Here is a 19835-nt window from a genome sequence, read left to right on the forward strand (position 1 = left end):
CTTATCCTTTTATTCCGGCAATTGCGGAGCACGTATACGCGTATCTCCAGAAGACAATGTACCTATAAAAGCTTCTAAGGCATTCATTTCGTCACGCGTAAGATTTAATTTTTGAAGTAATGGGGAGACTTCAGGAATTAGCGAATCCCGGGGAGTTCCTAAATATCGTTTTTGAACCACCTGAGGGTTTCCCAGATTGTAAAATTCAATAACATCTTTTATTGAGGGGAAATGACCGTGATGCATCCACGGGCCGGTGCGGGCTGCTTCACGCAAGGTAGGTGTCCTAAATTTACCAATGTCTGCAGTATCTCCGGTTACATTAAAGCGTCCAAAATCTTCATCTTTAGTTCCAAATAAGACCTGCCCGTCATTATGGTATTGATTATCGCTAAAATACCCTGTATTATGACAATTGATGCACCGGGCTTTGGTTCTAAACAGATGCAATCCCAGCACTTCTTCATTTGTAAACACCTCGGGTTTGTTGTCTATAAACCGATCAAATTTACTGGTGTGACTTACAATGGTACGCTCAAAGGTTGCAATTGCTTTTTGAATTTTATCCAAGGATACTTCTTCCGCTCCAAATGCCTCTTTAAATAAGGGTTTATAACCTTCAACTGCTGCAATTTTATCAACAGCAATATTCAGTTCTTCATTCATCTCTACCTGATCTGCAATGGGAAAACGCGCCTGATCTTCCAGACTTTTTGCTCTTCCATCCCAAAACAATTCGTGAGCAAATGCCGCGTTCATAATGGTCATCGCATTCCGTTTACCGTTTTGACGATCGTGGCCAAAGGAACGCGTGATATTATCGGTCCATGCAAGCTCCGAATTGTGACATGAAGCACAGGCTATTTGCCCACTTACAGACAATCGCGGATCAAAAAATAACTTCTTACCCAGATCTACTTTTGCTTTAGAAAAAGGGTTATCCTCAGGATGAATCACTTCAGGCAAATGCCCAATATCCTCAAAGTCTGTTAAAGAACTATCCAAATGGGGTTTTGGCCAATTTTCAGGATTCCCTGATGCATAGACTTCCCGTAAGTAGGCTATAGACTCATAATCTGCTTCTGCTGCCTGTTCTTTACAACCTACACAAACACCTGCTAAAAATAGTAATCCAAATAACAATCGCATAGGTAAGAGTTTAAAGTTCGATTTCATTTACACAACTATTTCCAGGCAGATCTACAGGATCATCATACCCCCTATCACTGTAAATAAAGTATTCTGAAGTTATGGTGCCCCCATACAATTCTTCATTGGTAACTCGTAGCTGCATTTTTATTTCCCAAAGAGTCGCATTGACCTGTCTATAAGTTCCTGACCCTGAAATTGCAAACTCATACAATTTATCATCCCGGCTTGAAATCGCAAGAAATTGCGGGATGACCGAAACCGTACCCTGGGTAGTGTTGGTTCCATTTTCAGGAAAAAATTCGATTGCCGTTTCGATATTAAAACCCGGTGAAGTATCTGCATTAGTTGACTCATTGTCAAACCAACGTTGCAGGTTAAACGGGTTAGTAGTTCGGTTAGGCAAAGAAGACTTAAAACCCATTTTAAATGCGTCATAATAAATATCATCATCGGTCTCGGGAGTACCGTTATCTGAACCTAAAATCGCATTGGGATCATCTGCAGATACTACTACAGGCACGGCAAATGCTGTCCAGGATCTCCAGGTACATAGGCCATCATTATCGTGATCGATCCAGTTTTCGCCTCGTGCTAAATAAAACGGATTGCTGATGTCGTAAAAATGCGAAGCAGGATTAGTTGCTAAAACCCGATTGGTCTTAATCGGTTTTATTACCAACAAATTACTATTGCCTAAAATTTGATAATTGGTTACCGGTGCAAGCGATACAATAGACTGAAAGTTTACATCGTCATTAGCCAGATTTTCATTTAGTGTAAGGGTATATTCAATAAAATCTACACCTAATTTTGAGCGTTCGAGATCAAAATCAAATCCATTTAAATATTGAAACAAAGAAGCATCATCAATTTCTGAAGCGATATAACCTGCCGGAAATTCTACTCTAAAAGTGGTGGTCTCCCCTGCTGTACCGGCTAACTCGATACGACTGGTATTAAAACGATACGAAGTGTTTATGTCTCCCAGTGCTAATGTAAAAGTTGTATTAGGACTCGTAGTGTTTAAATTTCCCAGTTGAACCGAAGCATCAGAAACCGAAGTCAAGGTAAACTCGAGTTCGTCATTACCTGTCCATCGGTCATTGAAGGTTACAAAAATGGTATCTGTAGGCTGTGTTGCCGTAAAACTAAGTTGCTCGGGTATTGCTGTATACGCCGTTGCAGGTAAAGTAGATGCGATTTCATAAGCGGCTGTAATCGTTCCTTCAAGTGATCGCGAACTCATACTTACCGGGATTTTTACCGTCTTTAATGAGGTATTGGTATAGCTAGACACCGGAAGCCGGCCTCCGGTTACCTCAGGAAATTCTAGCGGTTCGTTGTTGCTGTTAACTAGAAAATTAAATCGTACAAAGGATGTAAAATCCTGATTTTCCTGATTGCTTAGATCATCATCTGTACACGCCAAAATGATTCCTAAAACGAGTAATAATAGAAGTTTAGTAGCCTTCATTTTGTATAAGATTTGCGTTAAGATTTATATTATTTTGGGGTATGGGAAGTACAAAAAAGTTTGATGGGTAATTGAGTGTACAGGTTTGTGCAATACACCCGTCATTGCGGTTTATAGAGCGACCCTGACGTTTAAGATCAAAAAGTAAATGCCTTTCAAAAGCGAGTTCACGCCTGCGCTCCAGAAAAATAAATTCTTCGAGATTTGAGGCATCTGTAAGGGCTGGTAAGTTTGCTCGTTCCCGAATTGCATTTAAATACCCAAGCGCATCACTAGTACGGCCAAGTTGCTGTGCCGCTTCTGCTGCAATAAGATACACCTCACTCAATCGTATGACCGGAGTAGACGGTTCTCCCTGAAATTTTTTAGTAAAATAATAGTTTCGGTTTACCTGCTGTATCCCTTCTAAAGTTGGTAAAGAAGCCTCAATAAACATGTCTTTACGTATATCATCTGCTTCGTATAAATCGAGTAAATCTTGTGATGCAACAAAATCGCCGTACGAGGTTGACGAACTTATACCGTAAGTTGCTGCCAGCGATCCTCCTAGTGATCCATCAGTGTCTCGTCGCACCGAAAGTTCTAATAAGGTTTCTGAAATGGGTGCCAATGGCTGTTCCCATGAGGCTACATAATCTCCCTGAGGCGTAAGCGTCACACCTGAAGTTAAAATCACATCTTCTGCAAGGTCAAAAGCATTTTGCCAGTCTTGCTGAGATAGATAAACACGTGCTAACAAAGCTTTGGCATTGGCTAAATTTACATACGAATAATCTGGACCGGCAAGAACCTGTGTCTTTGTAAAAAGATTAAGCGCGGTATTAAAATCGGTTGCAATTGCATCATAGGTTTCGGTTAACGTTGCTCTGGCGGCATACTGCAATTCTTCCTGTAAACTTTCGGTTTTATAAACAATTCCTTTTTTAACTTCCGAAGAAAAATTAAAATCCTGCGCATAGACCTGTACCAGCATGAAATGCATTAACCCTCTAAATACAAGTGCTTCTGCGTGAATCTGATCACGCTCTTCTGCGGAAAGATTTGCGGCAGTATCCAGATTTTCAATAATAAGATTAGCTGCATTTATATTTGTATAACAGGCATCGTAAAAACTATCCAGGTCACTATCTAAAGCCGTATCAGTAAAGCTATAAACCTGTTCCAGATTTGCCGGCACATTGATTTGACCTACTCTACTTCCTGAAGCTACGGGTGAGAATTTTATATTTCCGCCTTGTAAATCTGCATAAACTGTATATGGGCTTGTACGTAGTGTAGCTTCTACATTAGAATATAAACCCGCGAGCGCCTCGAGTATTCCTTCTTTAGTTGCCAGTTGCTCGTCTATAGATATCTGACTACCGGGTTCTTGTTCTAAAAAGTCACTACAGCCTAAAACACTAAGACTTAGCAACACTATCGTAAATTTTAAAAATATATTTTTCATAACTGTCTGGTTAAAAACTGGTTTTTAATCCGCAAGAAATTGTACGTGCCTGAGGATAGGTAAAATTGAGTTCGCGTATGCCATTGCGCCCATTTGCAGGGTTAACTTTATACCAATACGCAACATTAGAAACATCTACAAATACTGAAAGCTGATCTAAAAAGAGTTTTGAAGTATCTATAGGCACGTTATAAGAAAGATTGATGTTACTTAATTTTACAAATGTGGCGTCATACACATTCTTGCTCATATTTGATGCCAGCGGATTTGAGCTGGTTACTACCGGCTGTAAAGCTGAAGTATCACCGGGACCACGCCAGTAATCAAAAGCATTTACAGAAAGATTACGATTTGTAGTTACATTATACTGTGAGGACAATATATCTGATATAAGCTCTTTACCTCCTATTTGATAAGAACCTCTCACTGCCAGTGTAAACCCTGTCCCTATTTGAAAAGTGTTGCTAAAACCGCCATAAGCATCGGGTTGTCTGTTGCCTATAGGCTCCCAGTCATCTTCATTAAATAAAGAGCGATAGGTGGCTAAGTCATAAACTTGTCCGTTTTTTGAGACCAAATCACGTCCTGTAGCAGGATCGATACCTACCCAGTTAATTCCCCAAATGGTAGAGGTGCTGTAGCCTATTTTTTGAGCCAAAGCATTTGAAGCAATCGAGTAATCGCTACCAAGACCTACTAAATCGGTCACTTTATTATCTAGCGTAGCCAGATTAAAAGAAGTGCTCCATTTAAATTTTTCTGCCGTAAACCACTTCATACGCACACTAAATTCAAAACCTTTATTGTACATCTGTGCTGCATTAAGCTGCAGGGCACTAAACCCATTTTCGGTTGGGATATCGCGAGAGGTGATTAAATCTTGTAAATCATCATAATAATATTCTGCAGTAAGTTGTAACCTGTTAAATAGATTGAGATCTAGACCTGCATTGAACTTATTATTCTTTTCCCATTTCAACTTAGGGTTGGGTGCTGCACTGGGAGAAGCTTCGCTAAGAAAGTTATAACCACCATTAATTCTGCGGGTATAAAGACCCAAAGATCTGTACGAACCTATACGAGAGTTTCCTGTACTTCCGTAACTGGCTTTTAATTTTAAGAAGTCTAGCCAATCTACAGAATTTAGAAAATTTTCTTTAGAAACAATCCAGCTCAAACCTGCACCGCCATTATACGCTATGTTACTATCGGTCCCAAAAACAGAACTTTCATCTCTTCTAAAGTTTGCGAGAAGAAAATATTTACCCTTATAATTGTAATTAAACTGCGAGTAAAAAGATACTCTCGAGTTGTTGTTCACATCAACGCGGTATACCTGATTTGAAAGACGCTCATCAACTTCGGTAGCAGGATCATCATCCTGTATAGCATCGCTCACGGCATTAATCACACCCGGATTGATAAAACCGATACCCGAATCGTAAGCCAAATCGGTTTTTTCTTCACTTAGTTCTAACCCACCCAAAATATCAAAATGGTGAACGCCTAATTGTTTTTCGTAAAAAGCTTGTGTTTGCCAGTTCCAGCGGGTAGAATTTCTAGCGTTTATAAGTCTGCGTCCCCATTTGGGATAGCTTACACCATCTAGAATAAAAGTTCCGTTCCCCTGTCCGCTTTCATTTGCCCCAGAAAAATAGCGGTCCTGCGTTTTGTCTTTGTAATCCAGACCAAAAAGAGAAGAAACCTTTAAACCGGGTGAGAGTTGATACCCTACATTTAAGCTTCCCAAGATGCCGTAAGCATCAGATTCATTTCTGTTTTGCGCTATTGCAGCAAAGGGGTTTGCCAGAGTGGAAACCCCGATGTCTGCAAAAGAACCATCCTCATTATACGGTGCTATTGTAGGGATAAACGCATAATTGTAATACGAGTTAGGCTCGGTATTTTGAATATAGCTGGGAGTAAGCGAGATTCCTATATTAAATTTAGGTGCAGTATAGCCAAGACTTACATTTCCGTTAACTTGTTTTGCACCATTACCCACCTGCGGTTCATCTATATCTAAATAGGTTACACTGGCTCTATAGTTGAAGCGTTCTGAAGCACCTGAGGCGCTTAAATTGTACTTTTTGTAAACACCTGTTTGATTAAGTAAGTCAAACCAATTTGTGTTTATAGTTGTTTGTGGTAAGAGATTACCTCCTGTATTTTTGAGGTATTCATTGCGTAATTGTGTGTATTGATTACCACTTAGATACTTGATTTGATTAATCGCTTCAGAGATACCCAATTGAGACGAAAAATTAAATTTAGTCTTACCACGCTTACCTTTTTTTGTGGTTATTATAATAACCCCATTTGCACCATCTGCACCATAAACACCTACAGCGGCTGCATCTTTTAAAACATTTATACTTTCAATATCATCTGGAGCTATTTGTGCTAAAGGATTATTAAATGTCTCTGCAGCAATTCCTGAACCATCAAAAAAGGCATTATCAATTCCCGTTTCTTCAGTCATTATCACACCATCTATAATAATTAGTGGCTGGGTAGATGTTCCTAAAACAGCATTGCCTAAAGGTGTTAATGAGCCTTGACCACGTATATTAATTTTCACCGGGCCACCTACTCCAGATGTATTTTCAACCAAAACACCGGCTAGTTGTCCTTCAAGCATTTTATCAACACTTTCGGTAGCTTGCTGTGTGGGTATTTCTTCATTAGTAAGTGTAACAATACTTCCTACGACCTCTTCCTTTAATTTTTTAGTTCCATAAGAAGAAGTTATAATTACCTGATCTAACTCGTTTTGAGCTTCTGCAAGTTGAATTGCAAACCTACTTTGGTCACCTACCTGAATAATTTGGGACTTGTAACCCAAATATTTTATCTCAAGTTGGGTTTCTTCAATAAGAGTTCCGGTAAGTTTATAAAGAAACTCCCCATCAAGATTAGTCATCGCACCTTTACCGGTATTCAAAATTCTAATCGTAGCACCCGGAAGTCCGTACCCATCAGGACCCGTAATTTTACCTTTAATAACTCGCGTTTGGGTTTGCTGGGTTGTTTCTACTTCAGTAGCCAGAATAATAATTTGTTCTCCCTGAATGCGATAGCTGTAGGGAAGCGTATTAAAAACGGCATTGAGCAGTGTTTTTACGGTGCCCGTTATGGTTTTAGTTTGAATGCGTTGTTGTAAATCTACCTTTCCGACATTGTAAACAAATCGATAGGAAGTTTGTTTTTCGATGCTATTGACCACTTCACTTAATGTCGTGTTTTCTAGGTTTAAGGTAATTGATTTTTGTTGTGAAAACGTATTCTGACTGGTTAACAGAACTATAAAAACAAAAATGATTTTTAAAACACGACTTGTTTTAAAGGTGTGTAATAATGAATTCATACGCAAAGGCTTAATTTTTTGGAGAAGGTTGAGTAATATTGATTTGGTTGTTTTTAATGGTAAAATCGAATGGAGTGTCTAGTTTGAGTAATTGTAAAATTTCTTCAATACTACGCTCTAATTTTACGGCACCACTAAAGGTTTGCTTATTGAGAGCCTCGTAGTCATTTAGAATCTTAACATTAAAATGTCTTTCTAACGTTCTAAATATTTCGGTGCTGGGGGTATTATTTAAAAGTAGTTCGCCACGCGTCCAGGCAGTAATAGCTTCAATATTTTTATTAGCCTTAATTAGGCTTTTAGAACTCTTTGTATAAGTAGCCACTTCACCGGGAATTAAGGTTAATTCTAAATTTGAGCCGTTTTCAAGTCCTACCTGTACACGCCCTTCTTCAAGTGCTGTTTCAACGCTATTCATTTCGGTGTAAGCCTGTACATTAAAACGAGTTCCTAAAACGCGAACATTAAGCCTTGCTGCGTGTACTATAAATGGCTGATTTTCATTTTTAGCTATATCAAAAAATCCTTCACCGGTAAGTCTCACTTCACGGGTTTTGCCGGTAAATGAGCATGGGAATTGAAGTGAACTACCCGCATTTAAATATACCACCGAACCTTCTGAGAGTATAATTTTATAGGTTTTACCGAAGGGTACTTTAATTAATTGGTTAGTCACCTTAAGCGTATCTTTTTGCTCCAGAAAATGAATTTCATCTTTAGCAACTTCTGCAACGACCGTACCTTCTAAAGTGGTAATAACATCTTGAGTAACATTTGTAAGATTATGATTCTCTTCTTGATTAATCTTAAGCACAATAGACTCCTCTATTTTGGGTTTATTTTGTTGAGTAGCAAACCAGGCAAGGCCCACTCCTACCAGAACTATAAATATTGCAGCATAACGCCAGGGTTTAAATATTTTTTTAGAAAGTTTAAGTTGTGCCCTATCGTGTTTTAAACGTGCAGGTGCAATCGTACTGGATTCTGATAATGCCCAGGCCGTTTTTAATCTTATAAACTCCTTTTTATTGAGAGGATCTTTTGCTATCCAATCAAACAATAAAGCCACTTCTTCTTCTGAAGCTTCATTATTAAAGTATTTATAAAGAATTGATGAATTCATTGATTTTTAGAGTTGCTTTATATTAGGTACAACTCAGAATCAGCAAACCCTATGTTAAATTGTGAATTTTTTAAGATTACTTTAAAATCAGAGCAATTAAAAAGGCCGGAAGGTAGTCGGTAAGGGATTCTCTTAAGTAAGCTAATGCCCGTGTCATATGAGCTTCTACCGTTTTTACAGAAATAGAAAGCTCCTCAGCTATTTCTAAATTTTTTTTATGCTCAATTCGTTTCATTTTAAATATCAACTGCGTTTGCTCTGGCAATTTTGCAATTAAATGAGCAATTGTTTCCTCTAATTCTAATAGGCTAAAACTATCAAAATCGAGTGCATGCAACACTTCTAAATTAAGATTGCGTTCTTTATCGGCCAGGGTTTTGTCTTGATATTTACGCACCACTTTTTCGTGCTTTAAAAGATTGAGACATTTAGATTTTGCCGAGGTATATAAAAAAGATTTAATTCCCGCAGGTTTATCAACCAGATTTCTATTTACCCAAAGATTTACAAAAGCTTCCTGAGCTACTCCCCGTGCTTGATCTTCATCATAAACAAATTGCTTACTAAAACCAACAAGCGCCGCGTAATACGACTCAAAATAGTGCGTAAAGGCACGCTCATTTCCTTTTTTGAATTGAGAAAATAGCAATGCATCTGTAGCGTCTTTATTTTGTAGGGGCATTAAATGAATCTTACAACTACAAACTTAAGGCTTACTTAGAATGAAAATGAATAATGGCAGAAAAATTAAATTGAATAATCACTTATTTAAATTATTTAGTCACTCTTAAAAGCTTCTAAAATTTAAGAATCCTGTATTCGCCTAAATTGCTCATATCTTCCCTACAAGATATTTCCCGTGGTACACATTTGCTTAATTTCAAACTTTCATAACAATCTTAATCGCAACACGTGTGTTAAGAATGATTTTTTAAAGTAGCAGCGTCTTCTAGAGTAGATACTTTGATCTGAGAGTGTGCAACAATTTCTTTTTTGATACTATTCTCTCCATTTGAGGAGCTTGTTTTGTCTTATTCTATTAAAATAGTATCAAGTACGGTTAACATCAGATCAGAATCTTATCCCGCTAATTGTAACTTTACGTAACTCGTATGCTTCGCTATATAATTTAAAGAATGTATATCACAGGCCTACACATTAGCAGTTTTTCTAAATCTAAAACTATGAATGCTTTTAAATTTTCTCCTTACCTGGTTTTTTACTTCCTATGCGCTATTTTCTATAGTACACAATTACACGCGCAAAACGGAGATCAAATTCTGGATGGTATTGGAGAAACAGGACTTATCGCTCGATATATTTTTGATGAAAATGTAAAAGACTGGTCACGTAACAATCTACACGCCACAATTAATACTACTGAAAACTCTTATGTAGAAGACCCTGTATTTGATAAAGTACTCCATTTAAAAGCTACCTCTAAAACTTACATCACGCTTCCTGCAGCTACCCTAAATGACATCGAATCACTTAGTATTTCGGGTTGGATTTATTTAAATTCTGAAATTCAAAACGCAGCGTTTTTTAACTTCGGAAAGAATACAACTACTCAATTTTTTGTAGCTCCTTCAGGAACCAAAAAAGAAAATGGTTTAGTAACCAGAATTTCTAACGATTCCAAAGTCATTGCTGAAACTAAAGTTGATGCACTTCCTGTAAAAAAATGGCAACATATAACCGTTGTTATCGATTTCCCTGCCCAGACTATGCACACGTATATAAATGGTGAATTAGCAAAAACAGCCGGTGATTTAAAATTTGATTTGGATGCAATTTTTGGTAAAAACCCTGTAATAAGTATAGGGAAATCACTTGATGCCAAACTGCACGACTTTAGAATTTACCGCATTCCGTTAAGCGAAAATCAAATAAATACGATTTATAATAACTCTCTGAAAGGTGAGGAAGGTGTTGTTAATGAGCGTAAAGAACTTGAAGATGATTTGCCGCAGTTTCCTAAAGATACACCCCAACTTTATAATCAATTTTTAACTGGAGTCTCTGATGTAACGGTCACCACACTTGTAGGACAATTACCCAGATTACCCCGTTATGTAAATGGTATGTATAAAAAAGGAATTAAAGGACCGCAAGTACGGGTTCTTTGGCCTGCTCCTACAGATAATGCTTCGGTATTAAAAACAGGTACTTATGAAGTAACCGGAAATGTACCCGGCACCAGTTTTAAACCTAAAGCAACAGTAACTGTAACTACTGCAAGCACACAAAATACACCAGAACGCAAACTCGAAACTTTTGATCTTAGCGCTGTTTCGCTTAATGCAGATTCACAAGGGCACAGTTCAAAATTTATTGAGAACCGGGATAAGTTCATCAATACGCTTGTCGAGACCAATCCAGATGCTTTTCTGTATATGTTTCGCAATGCTTTTGGTCAACCACAACCTGAGGGTGCAGAACCTTTAGGTGTTTGGGATTCACAAGAAACCAAATTAAGAGGTCACGCTACGGGTCATTATCTTACTGCTATTGCACAAGCCTATGCCAGCACAAGCTATGATGTGACACTTCAAAAAGCATTCGCCAAAAAAATTGACTATATGGTCAATACGCTTTATGAGTTATCACAACGTTCGGGTAAACCTAAAACGGCAGGTGGCAGTTTTGTTTCAGAGCCTACAGCGGTTCCTGTAGCAGCAGGTAAAACCGGTTATGATTCTGACTTGAGCGAGGCAGGAATTCGCACCGATTACTGGAACTGGGGCACAGGATTTATTAGCGCATACCCGCCAGACCAATTTATTATGCTAGAACACGGTGCTAAATACGGTACTGAAAACACAAAAATCTGGGCGCCCTATTATACACTGCATAAAATTCTTGCAGGTCTTATGGATGTATATGAAGTTACCGGAAATGAGAAAGCTCTTGAAGTTGCAAAAGGTATGGGAGATTGGGTACACGCCCGTTTAAGTCAGGTTCCTACCGAAACACTCATCAGTATGTGGAACACCTATATCGCAGGAGAATTTGGCGGAATGAATGAGGCTATGGCACGTCTATCGCGTATAACTAACCAACCTCGCTATCTGGAAACAGCAAAACTGTTTGACAATATCGACATGTTTTATGGTGACGCGCAACACTCCCATGGTCTTGCAAAGAATGTAGATACTTTTCGCGGTTTACACGCAAACCAGCACATTCCTCAGATTGTAGGTGCTCTAGAAATGTATCGGGATTCTAACGCTCCCGAATATTTTAAGGTTGCCGATAATTTCTGGTACAAGACCAAAAATGACTATATGTACAGCATAGGTGGTGTGGCAGGTGCCCGCAACCCGGCTAATGCAGAATGCTTTGTGAGTCAGCCGGCAACGCTTTATGAAAACGGACTTTCGTCCGGAGGACAAAATGAAACCTGCGGAACGTACAATATGCTTAAACTTACCCGCAACTTATTTTTATACGATCAGCGTCCCGAATATATGGATTATTACGAGCAGGGATTATACAATCAGATATTAGCATCGGTGGCAGAAGACAGCCCCGCAAATACGTATCATATATCGCTGCGTCCGGGTTCGCAAAAGCATTTTGGCAATGCAGATATGAAAGGTTTTACCTGTTGTAATGGTACGGCATTAGAAAGCAGTACCAAACTTCAAAATTCGATTTATTTCAAAAATGAAGACAACACAGCACTCTATGTAAACCTGTACATTCCCTCAACTTTAGACTGGAAAGAACGCAACATCACCATAAAGCAAGAAACAGCTTTCCCTAAGGAAGATCACACTCTTTTAACTATAAACGGAACAGGAAAATTTGATCTAAATGTGCGTGTTCCGAGTTGGGCAACAGGCGGATTTACAGTTAAAATTAATGGCAAGGTTCAAAAAACAAAAGCAGTGCCTGGTACATATATTTCAATAAACCGAACATGGAAAAATGGAGATACGGTAGAATTAACAATGCCTTTTCAGTTTCATTTAGACCCGGTGATGGATCAGCAGAATATCGCAAGTTTGTTTTACGGTCCGGTTTTACTAGCAGCACAAGAAGATGCACCACGTAAGGACTGGAGAAAAATAGTATTAAAAGCAAATAATCTGGGAGAAACCATTTCAGGGAATCCTGAACACTTAGAATTTACAATTGATGGTGTGATTTTTAAACCTTTTTATGAAACCTACGGAAGACATTCTGTTTATCTTGATGTAGCTTTAGAATAATACCGATATTTATAACACAACAACAACTACAATTATGCGTGTTTTTAAATTGATGGTATTCTTACTTCCTGTTCTAGGTTTGTTATCTTGTAATCAACCGGCAGAAAATGAATGGGAAATTTTGTTTAACGGTAAAAATTTAGATGGTTGGGAAGCCAAATTTTTTCACCACGAGTTAGGCGATAATTATGCCAATACTTTTCGTGTTATAGATAGTGCCATCGTGGTGAGTTATGAAGATTATGACACGTTTGACAACCGCTACGGGCATTTATTTTATAAGCAACCCTATGAATCCTTTCATCTAAAATTCAAATACAAATTTACAGATGAATGGATGCAGGATGCACCCAGTTATACATATCGCAATAGTGGCGTTATGTTTCATTCACAAGATCCTAAAACTATTTTAAGGGAGCAGGACTGGCCTATTTCAGTAGAATATCAAATGCTGGCAGAAGCCGAACCGGGAAAACCCAGACCTACCGGAAACATGTGTTCCCCGGGAACTGATGTGTTTTATAAGGGTGAAAAATCTAATGATCATTGTATCAGTTCGTCTTCAAAAACCTATACCTGGGACACGTGGATTGAAGCAGAACTCATCGTTTATAAAGACTCGCTCGTAATTCATAAAGTAAATGGTGAGCAAGTGCTTGAGTATACAAAAACTCAGACCGGTGGCGAAGTTGCCAATGGTTTTGACCCACAATATAAAGTAGATGGTAAACCCCTTACAAGCGGTTATATAGGTTTACAAGCCGAAGGTCAGGGAGTCATCTTTAAGGATATCAAGCTTAAAAAGTTATAAGCTAAAACTCTTAATACGAGTAACCCGGTTTTTTAGTAAGCGTATCCATATGTGGTGCAATCTCAGTGTTATACACCTGCTCTTGCCAGTTTTCTTTGGGTACCTCTTCTATTGCAACAGAAATAGAAGCTTCAGACTTACCTAAAGATTGTTGCAGGGTTTGAGACAATGCTTCGGTTACTTTTGTTCGCTCTTCTTCAGTTAATGGAAAACTCTTAAGTATGATGTGTGGCATTGTGCTGTTTTATTTAATTAGATTCCGAAGAAAAAATAGTATGCGAAAAGAACTTTAGTGCGCTGCTTTGGGTTTGATTATCTTTTTAGCACCATTAAATATCAAAAGAACAATAAAGCCAATAAGCAATCCTGCAAGGAATTCAAAAATGATTGCCGGCAAATGCAAAATTTCTTCTAAATGGTGAAAAAAGTCCAGATTATGCACAAAAATTCCTCCGGCAACAAGGAAAAGTGCGATGGTACCTATTACACCAAGGCTTTTAATTACCCAGGGCAATGCATTTACTAAAAACAAACCAACCTTGTCTGAAAAGCTATCTTCCTCCTCATTTAAGTTGATCAGTTTAGTTCCAAATTCATCCATACGCACGATGAGTGCAACAATTCCGTAAACGCCCACGGTAGCCAGAAAGGCAATGACGGTAACAACGCCAATCTGAGTTGCTATGGGTTCTGTGCTCACCGTACCCAAAGCAATAATTACGATCTCAACAGACAGTATAAAATCGGTTAAAATTGCAGATTTTACCTTTTCCTTTTCACGGGTCATTAGCTCCTCTTTAGAAAGCTTGTCTAAATTTTGAATGTCGTTATGCTTCTTGTGAGGTACAAAATACTCGTATAATTTTTCTGCACCTTCGTAGGCAAGATAGAGCCCTCCTAAAATTAGGATCACCGTTATTGCAACCGGTAAAAAGGCACTCAGCAAAAAAGCAATTGGTAAAATGATGACTTTATTGAGAAGCGAACCTTTAGTAATTGACCATAAAACGGGCAGTTCACGGTCAGACATAAACCCCGAAGCTTTCTCTGCATTTACAGCCAGATCATCGCCTAGAATACCGGCAGTTTTTTTACCTGCTACCTTACTCATTACTGCAACATCATCCATTAATGCTGCTATATCATCTAAAAGGGCAAAAAATCCTGAAGCCATAAAGCCTGTTTTTGGTTAGGGCAGCAATATAAGTTCCCAATTTTTAAAATGGAATTAAATATTTTATAATTTATTAGATTATATATGTGTTTAGATTTCCATTAAGCCTACAAACATTAAAGTTATTTTAAAGCCAGACCCGTGTAGAATTCTATTTCTTAGTTTTACTTCAATTAAGAATAAATGAAATCTTTGTAAAATTCAGCTATGAAATATCTTGCACATTATGTGATTGTTGGCGCGTTGTGCTTTTCTGGCATATTATCCTATGCTTTTTATAAAAAATCAATTGCTGAAGAAAAAGAGATACTAGAAAACGCTACTTACACTATTGTAAAAACCTGGGAATTGCCAGAACTTTTAAACGAGGTAAGCGGTCTGGCCTGGGTTAACGATTCTACACTCGCCTGTATACAAGACGAAGACGGTTATATTTATCATTATAATTTGAATAGCGAAGAGATTTCTTATGACGTAGAATTTGCTGAAAATGGAGATTATGAGGCCATTGCATTAGACAGCACAAACGCATATATAATGCGCAGCGACGGTCGTATTTTTGAGGTTCTTAATTATATGAAAGACACATTAAATGTAAGTCATTTCAATACCCCCTTTGACGAAGACAATAATATAGAGAGTCTTGCTTTCAACCCTAAAACGCGTAATCTTATCACAGTTTCTAAAGATAAAGGACTCAATGAAAAACGGTTTAAGGGTATCTATGAAATTCCCTTAGATACTAAAGTTCAGAAAGAAAATCCGGTGGTACAAATAGATATGAATGCCGAAGCTTTTGCCGATTTTCAAAAGAAAAAAGAACAAAAAACCTTCAATCCTTCAGATCTGGCAATTCATCCAAAAACAGGAGATTATTACATTGTAGATGGTAAAAAGCCAAAATTACTCATCCTAAATCCTAATGGAAGTATTAAAGCCCTACACGAATTAAATACCTTTCACTTTGCGCAGCCCGAAGGAATAACTTTTAGTCCAGACGGTAAACTTTATATTGCTAATGAAGCTGCTTCGGGTGTAGCAACTCTTATGGAAGTCACCCTTGATGAACACTAATATTTCAAAGCGAGCTACACAGCTGTACGGCTTACTTTTCGCATAAATTTTTAAGAAAAATTCGGTCAATATAAAACTCCCCGCCAATCTATTGGGTTGAATTCTTAAAACTACTATTCAAAAACTCTTAACACTTCATTAAAACAGTGTTATAGAGGGTTAAAAGTTTTTAAGCATTAACATATTTACTATACTTTCGATTTTTAAAATTTCACCTTCACCATATGATTCACAAATACGCACCTGCGGTACCCTCACAGAATAATAAAATATATTTATTTTTTGTCCTTTTACTCATACTAAGCCAATTTGGTTTTGCCCAGGAAAAGGAAATTGAACAGGTTTTCTATTTTACAGGCAATACCGAATTGCAGACGGGAAATCCTACCCAGTCGGTTTTACAGGCTATAAACACCATGTCTAAAAGCGATAAACATGCAACCTTCGTAGCTTTAGGAAACATCACTAAAGACGGGTATCCTCCAAAAAAATCAGACCGAAAAAAAACGGAAGAACTTCTTGAAAGCAGCATTATGCAACCCTTAAGTGATTTTAATGGGAACGTAATTTTTATGCCCGGGGAAAATGAATGGAATAAGAATGGTCACGAAAATATAGATGATATGGAGTCTTTTATACAAGACCATACCAAAGTCAAATTCTGGCCTAATGACGGTTGCCCTCGCGAAATTGAAGATCTAGGTATGAAAAACACCGAACTGTTGATGATAGATTCACAGTGGTTTCTTGAAGATTGGGATGATCATCTGTATCTCAACAACAAATGTGACATTAAAACTCGTGATGATTTTTTTGCAAAGTTTAAAGATGATCTAAAAGATGAGCAAAATAAAACGGTTATAGTTGCGGTGTATCACTCGGTTTCTACAAATTCTAAACAAAGTTTTATAGAAAGTATAGGTGGTACGAGTAAAGAAGATTTTCATAGCAATGAACGTGAAAAGCTAGGCGGTACTTTAGAAACCCTGGCAGGTATGTTTCCTGATGTGATTTTTGTTTCGGCAAGTGACCGAAACCTTCAATACCTCACGCATCACGATGTTCCTCAAATTATAAGTGGTGCTGCATCTGCAAAACTCGATAAGGTACGCAACACAAAAGATGATGAGTTTGCGGCTAAAACAAATGGTTTTGCACGACTTACGGTTTATAAAAATCGCAGTACTAAGGTTGAGTTTTTTGAGACTGGTAAGGGAGAAACTAAAAAATTATTTGAAAAAGTAATACGCTCTGAGCAAACACAGCCTGAAGAGGTAACCTATCCTGACATTAGTAATCTTGGGCCTACATTTAAAACTTCGATCTACACTAAAGAAGAAACAAACAAAAGCGGATTTTACCGAATGCTATGGGGTAATCATTACCGAGATTTGTACAGTAGAGAGGTTGAAGCCCCTGTACTTGATTTATCAAAATTACCTGGTAATCTTCATGCAATTTCAGAAGGTGGTGGTAATCAATCGCGCTCGCTACGCCTTATAGATGATGAAGAACATGAATATACGGTTCGTGAAGTTCGTAAAAGTGCGGTACGCTTCATTCAGTCGAAAATTAAAGATCATTATGTAGAAGATTTTATGCAGAATACCATCGCAGAAGATATTGTACAGGACTTTTATACCACTGCACAACCCTATGCCCCGTTTGCCTTAAATCCTATTTTTGACAGTTTAGCTATTTACAATGCACAACCTAAACTCTATTACTTACCAAAACAGAAACAATTGGGCATTTATAACGAAGATTATGGTGACAAGCTGTATATGTTTGAAGCTCATGCAGGTGACGAGAATAAAGATTTTTCACGTTTTGGTAATGCAGACGATATTATAAGTACAAAAGATCTATTAGCTGAAACTCGCGAGTCTAAAAAGAATCAGGTAGATGAACCCACGTATTTGAAAATTCGTTTAATGGATTTTATTGTGGGTGACTACGACCGTCACTACGACCAATGGCGTTGGGCAGAGTACGAAAAAGAAGACGGCAACAAATCATATAAAGCCATTCGTCGTGACCGCGATCAGGCGTTTCCTAAATACGACGGCCTCGTACTTAGTATTTTAAAAATGGGGATGATTGATTTTCGCTCTATGGAAAAATATGATGATGATGTTGACAATGTCAAATGGATGAGTCGTTATGCATATCCTCTTGATCAGGCTTTTTTGAAGGAAATTACCTGGGCAGACTGGGAAAAGCAAGTACAATTTATTCAGGAAAATCTAACTGACGAAACAATTGACAAAGCTTTTGCTACGCTTCCCGATGCTGCACAAGATGAAAGCATTGTTAACATCAAACGTAGTTTAAAAGGACGCCGTGATAATCTTGAATCTATCGCAAAACGGTATTACGATTATTTAATGAGTCACCAGATTATTACCGGAACCGGTGAAAAAGATGACTTCTTAATCACACGCCAACCAGACGGAAAAACAACGGTAAGGTTAATTACTTCAGAAGATGTTATTTTTGAAAGAACGTATGATCAATCACTTACTAAAGAAATCTGGATTTACGGTCTTGATGATGACGACACCTTTAAAATCACAGGAACCGGCGATCATTATATTCCGCTTAAAATTTTAGGAGGAGAAAACAATGACATCTACGATTTTGAAAATACTAAACGTGCAAAAGTGTATGATTACAAGAGTAAGAAAAACACATTTACCAATTCGGCTACACGCAGATGGTTAGTTGATAGTTATACAATTAATAACTACAATGATGCTTCTCGTAAATTAAATGCAAACACATTGTTCCCAAGTATTGGTTTTGACCCGGATGCCGGTTTTAAAGTAGGTGTAAAAGACACTTATACAACTTATGGTTTGGCTAATAACCCGTTCTCAACTCAACAATCTATAACAGCACAATTTTATTCAGCAACCAGCGGTTTTGAACTTATTTATCAAGGTGAATTTGCTCACGTATTTTACAATTGGAATTTTGCCTTAGATGCACGCTACACCAGCCCTAATTATGCAATCAATTATTTTGGAATCGGAAACGACACGTTTTATGACGATGATGCCGTAGATCGCGATTTTAACCGGGTACGCATCAAACAATGGAGTGTCTTTCCATCTTTAAAATACAGAAAGGATAATGTAACAATTAGTGTAGGTGCCGGTATTGAGTCCCTTAATGTTGAGTACGATATAAACGGTGTTACAGGTATTAATATACCTCCTGTAAATTTAAACCCTACAGATGATGTGTTTGACAATCAAACCTATGTCGGTGCAGAAGCTAGTTTTCAGTATAAAAATAAAGCAGGTGAGATTGCTTTTATTAGAAGAGGGTATCAGTTTGATCTGGTTGCGGGTTACAAGTCTAATATTGATGAGTACCACAACGAGTTTACTTACCTAAAACCAACCCTTTCTGTTGATATACCCTTACACCCTAGCGGAATGGCCGTTTTAGCAACAAAAGTAGGTGCACATATGAATTTTGGAGATAATTACGAGTTTTACCACGGGGCTACTTTAGGCGGAAATCAAAGTTTAAGAGGTTTTCGTAATGAGCGTTTTAACGGACAAACATCATTTTATCAAAGCACCGATTTACGAGTAGGACTTTCTGAAATTAAAACCAACTTTATACCGCTGCGTATAGGTGTTTCTGCAGGTTTTGACTATGGTCGCGTATGGACTGAAAACGATAATTCAGACCAGTGGCACAACAGTTACGGGGGTTCTGTATTTATAAACGGATTTAAAGCACTTACCGCAAATGTGGGTTACTACTTGAGTGATGAGTCTAACCGCTTAGTTTTTACTTTAGGTTTTGCGTTCTAAAACTGAGAACACAATTTAAATCAAATCAAAATCCTGCTTTTAACAAAGCAGGATTTTTTGCTTTACAACATTATCATTTTAACCCGAAGTAAAAAGAAATATCCAGAAGCACTTTAACTAGAGAAGCACAACTGCTTAGCATTCTGAAAATGAAAAATAGTGAATA

General features: G+C 37.8%; 12 protein-coding genes. 4 read left to right on the forward strand and 8 right to left on the reverse strand.

From position 1 onward, the window contains the following. Window positions 1-9: 9 nt before the first annotated feature. The 6 genes from ACEN25_RS06810 to ACEN25_RS06835 form a co-directional block, all read right to left on the reverse strand. The gene (locus ACEN25_RS06810) at window positions 10-1149 is read right to left on the reverse strand and encodes a cytochrome-c peroxidase (protein ID WP_441802265.1); all 1140 of its coding nucleotides are present in this window, start codon (window positions 1147-1149) and stop codon (window positions 10-12) included. A gap of 10 nt (window positions 1150-1159) precedes the next feature. Further along, window positions 1160-2626 carry a hypothetical protein gene (locus tag ACEN25_RS06815; RefSeq protein ID WP_441802266.1) on the reverse strand — a complete coding sequence of 489 codons (1467 nt, stop codon included), beginning with the start codon at window positions 2624-2626 and terminating at the stop codon, window positions 1160-1162. Beyond that, window positions 2613-4073 carry a RagB/SusD family nutrient uptake outer membrane protein gene (locus ACEN25_RS06820; protein WP_441802267.1) on the reverse strand — a complete coding sequence of 487 codons (1461 nt, stop codon included), beginning with the start codon at window positions 4071-4073 and terminating at the stop codon, window positions 2613-2615. The genes ACEN25_RS06815 and ACEN25_RS06820 overlap by 14 nt, the downstream gene beginning before the upstream one ends. Before the next feature lie 10 nt (window positions 4074-4083). Further along, window positions 4084-7440, reverse strand: coding sequence for a SusC/RagA family TonB-linked outer membrane protein (locus ACEN25_RS06825; protein WP_441802268.1), 3357 nt, complete (start codon window positions 7438-7440; stop codon window positions 4084-4086). 10 nt (window positions 7441-7450) lie between these two features. Next, complete coding sequence (locus ACEN25_RS06830) at window positions 7451-8563, reverse strand: FecR family protein (protein WP_441802269.1); 1113 nt, start codon at window positions 8561-8563, stop codon at window positions 7451-7453. A 76-nt stretch (window positions 8564-8639) separates the two neighbouring features. Further along, complete coding sequence (locus tag ACEN25_RS06835) at window positions 8640-9245, reverse strand: RNA polymerase sigma-70 factor (RefSeq protein WP_441802270.1); 606 nt, start codon at window positions 9243-9245, stop codon at window positions 8640-8642. A 502-nt stretch (window positions 9246-9747) separates the two neighbouring features. Between ACEN25_RS06835 and ACEN25_RS06840 the strand changes: the two genes are divergently transcribed. Together ACEN25_RS06840 and ACEN25_RS06845 are read left to right on the forward strand one after the other, a co-directional pair. After that, complete coding sequence (locus ACEN25_RS06840) at window positions 9748-12780, forward strand: beta-L-arabinofuranosidase domain-containing protein (protein ID WP_441802271.1); 3033 nt, start codon at window positions 9748-9750, stop codon at window positions 12778-12780. 34 nt (window positions 12781-12814) lie between these two features. Then, window positions 12815-13591, forward strand: a complete 777-nt coding sequence (locus ACEN25_RS06845; protein WP_441802272.1) for a 3-keto-disaccharide hydrolase — start codon at window positions 12815-12817, stop codon at window positions 13589-13591. Between the two features lie 10 nt (window positions 13592-13601). Here ACEN25_RS06845 and ACEN25_RS06850 read toward each other — a convergent pair whose 3' ends face one another. Continuing rightward, window positions 13602-13826, reverse strand: a complete 225-nt coding sequence (locus tag ACEN25_RS06850) for a tautomerase family protein (protein ID WP_441802273.1) — start codon at window positions 13824-13826, stop codon at window positions 13602-13604. 54 nt (window positions 13827-13880) lie between these two features. Continuing rightward, window positions 13881-14765 carry a DUF808 domain-containing protein gene (locus tag ACEN25_RS06855; RefSeq protein ID WP_441802274.1) on the reverse strand — a complete coding sequence of 295 codons (885 nt, stop codon included), beginning with the start codon at window positions 14763-14765 and terminating at the stop codon, window positions 13881-13883. Window positions 14766-14972: 207 nt separating this feature from the next. Between ACEN25_RS06855 and ACEN25_RS06860 the strand changes: the two genes are divergently transcribed. Further along, entirely contained in the window at window positions 14973-15839 is an 867-nt protein-coding gene (locus tag ACEN25_RS06860) for an SdiA-regulated domain-containing protein (RefSeq protein WP_441802275.1), read from the forward strand. Window positions 15840-16063: 224 nt separating this feature from the next. Then, entirely contained in the window at window positions 16064-19669 is a 3606-nt protein-coding gene (locus tag ACEN25_RS06865; protein WP_441802276.1) for a ShlB/FhaC/HecB family hemolysin secretion/activation protein, read from the forward strand. The last annotated feature ends 166 nt before the right edge of the window (window positions 19670-19835 follow it).

This window comes from Leeuwenhoekiella sp. W20_SRS_FM14, assembly GCF_052119605.1.
Taxonomy (GTDB): Bacteria; Bacteroidota; Bacteroidia; order Flavobacteriales; family Flavobacteriaceae; genus Leeuwenhoekiella.

Coding starts and splice junctions, on each gene's coding strand:
- ACEN25_RS06810 (WP_441802265.1), bottom strand. CDS start 1,149: ATGCGATTGTTATTTGGATTACTATTTTTAGCAGGTGTTTGTGTAGGT.
- ACEN25_RS06815 (WP_441802266.1), bottom strand. CDS start 2,626: ATGAAGGCTACTAAACTTCTATTATTACTCGTTTTAGGAATCATTTTG.
- ACEN25_RS06820 (WP_441802267.1), bottom strand. CDS start 4,073: ATGAAAAATATATTTTTAAAATTTACGATAGTGTTGCTAAGTCTTAGT.
- ACEN25_RS06825 (WP_441802268.1), bottom strand. CDS start 7,440: ATGAATTCATTATTACACACCTTTAAAACAAGTCGTGTTTTAAAAATC.
- ACEN25_RS06830 (WP_441802269.1), bottom strand. CDS start 8,563: ATGAATTCATCAATTCTTTATAAATACTTTAATAATGAAGCTTCAGAA.
- ACEN25_RS06835 (WP_441802270.1), bottom strand. CDS start 9,245: ATGCCCCTACAAAATAAAGACGCTACAGATGCATTGCTATTTTCTCAA.
- ACEN25_RS06840 (WP_441802271.1), top strand. CDS start 9,748: ATGAATGCTTTTAAATTTTCTCCTTACCTGGTTTTTTACTTCCTATGC.
- ACEN25_RS06845 (WP_441802272.1), top strand. CDS start 12,815: ATGCGTGTTTTTAAATTGATGGTATTCTTACTTCCTGTTCTAGGTTTG.
- ACEN25_RS06850 (WP_441802273.1), bottom strand. CDS start 13,826: ATGCCACACATCATACTTAAGAGTTTTCCATTAACTGAAGAAGAGCGA.
- ACEN25_RS06855 (WP_441802274.1), bottom strand. CDS start 14,765: ATGGCTTCAGGATTTTTTGCCCTTTTAGATGATATAGCAGCATTAATG.
- ACEN25_RS06860 (WP_441802275.1), top strand. CDS start 14,973: ATGAAATATCTTGCACATTATGTGATTGTTGGCGCGTTGTGCTTTTCT.
- ACEN25_RS06865 (WP_441802276.1), top strand. CDS start 16,064: ATGATTCACAAATACGCACCTGCGGTACCCTCACAGAATAATAAAATA.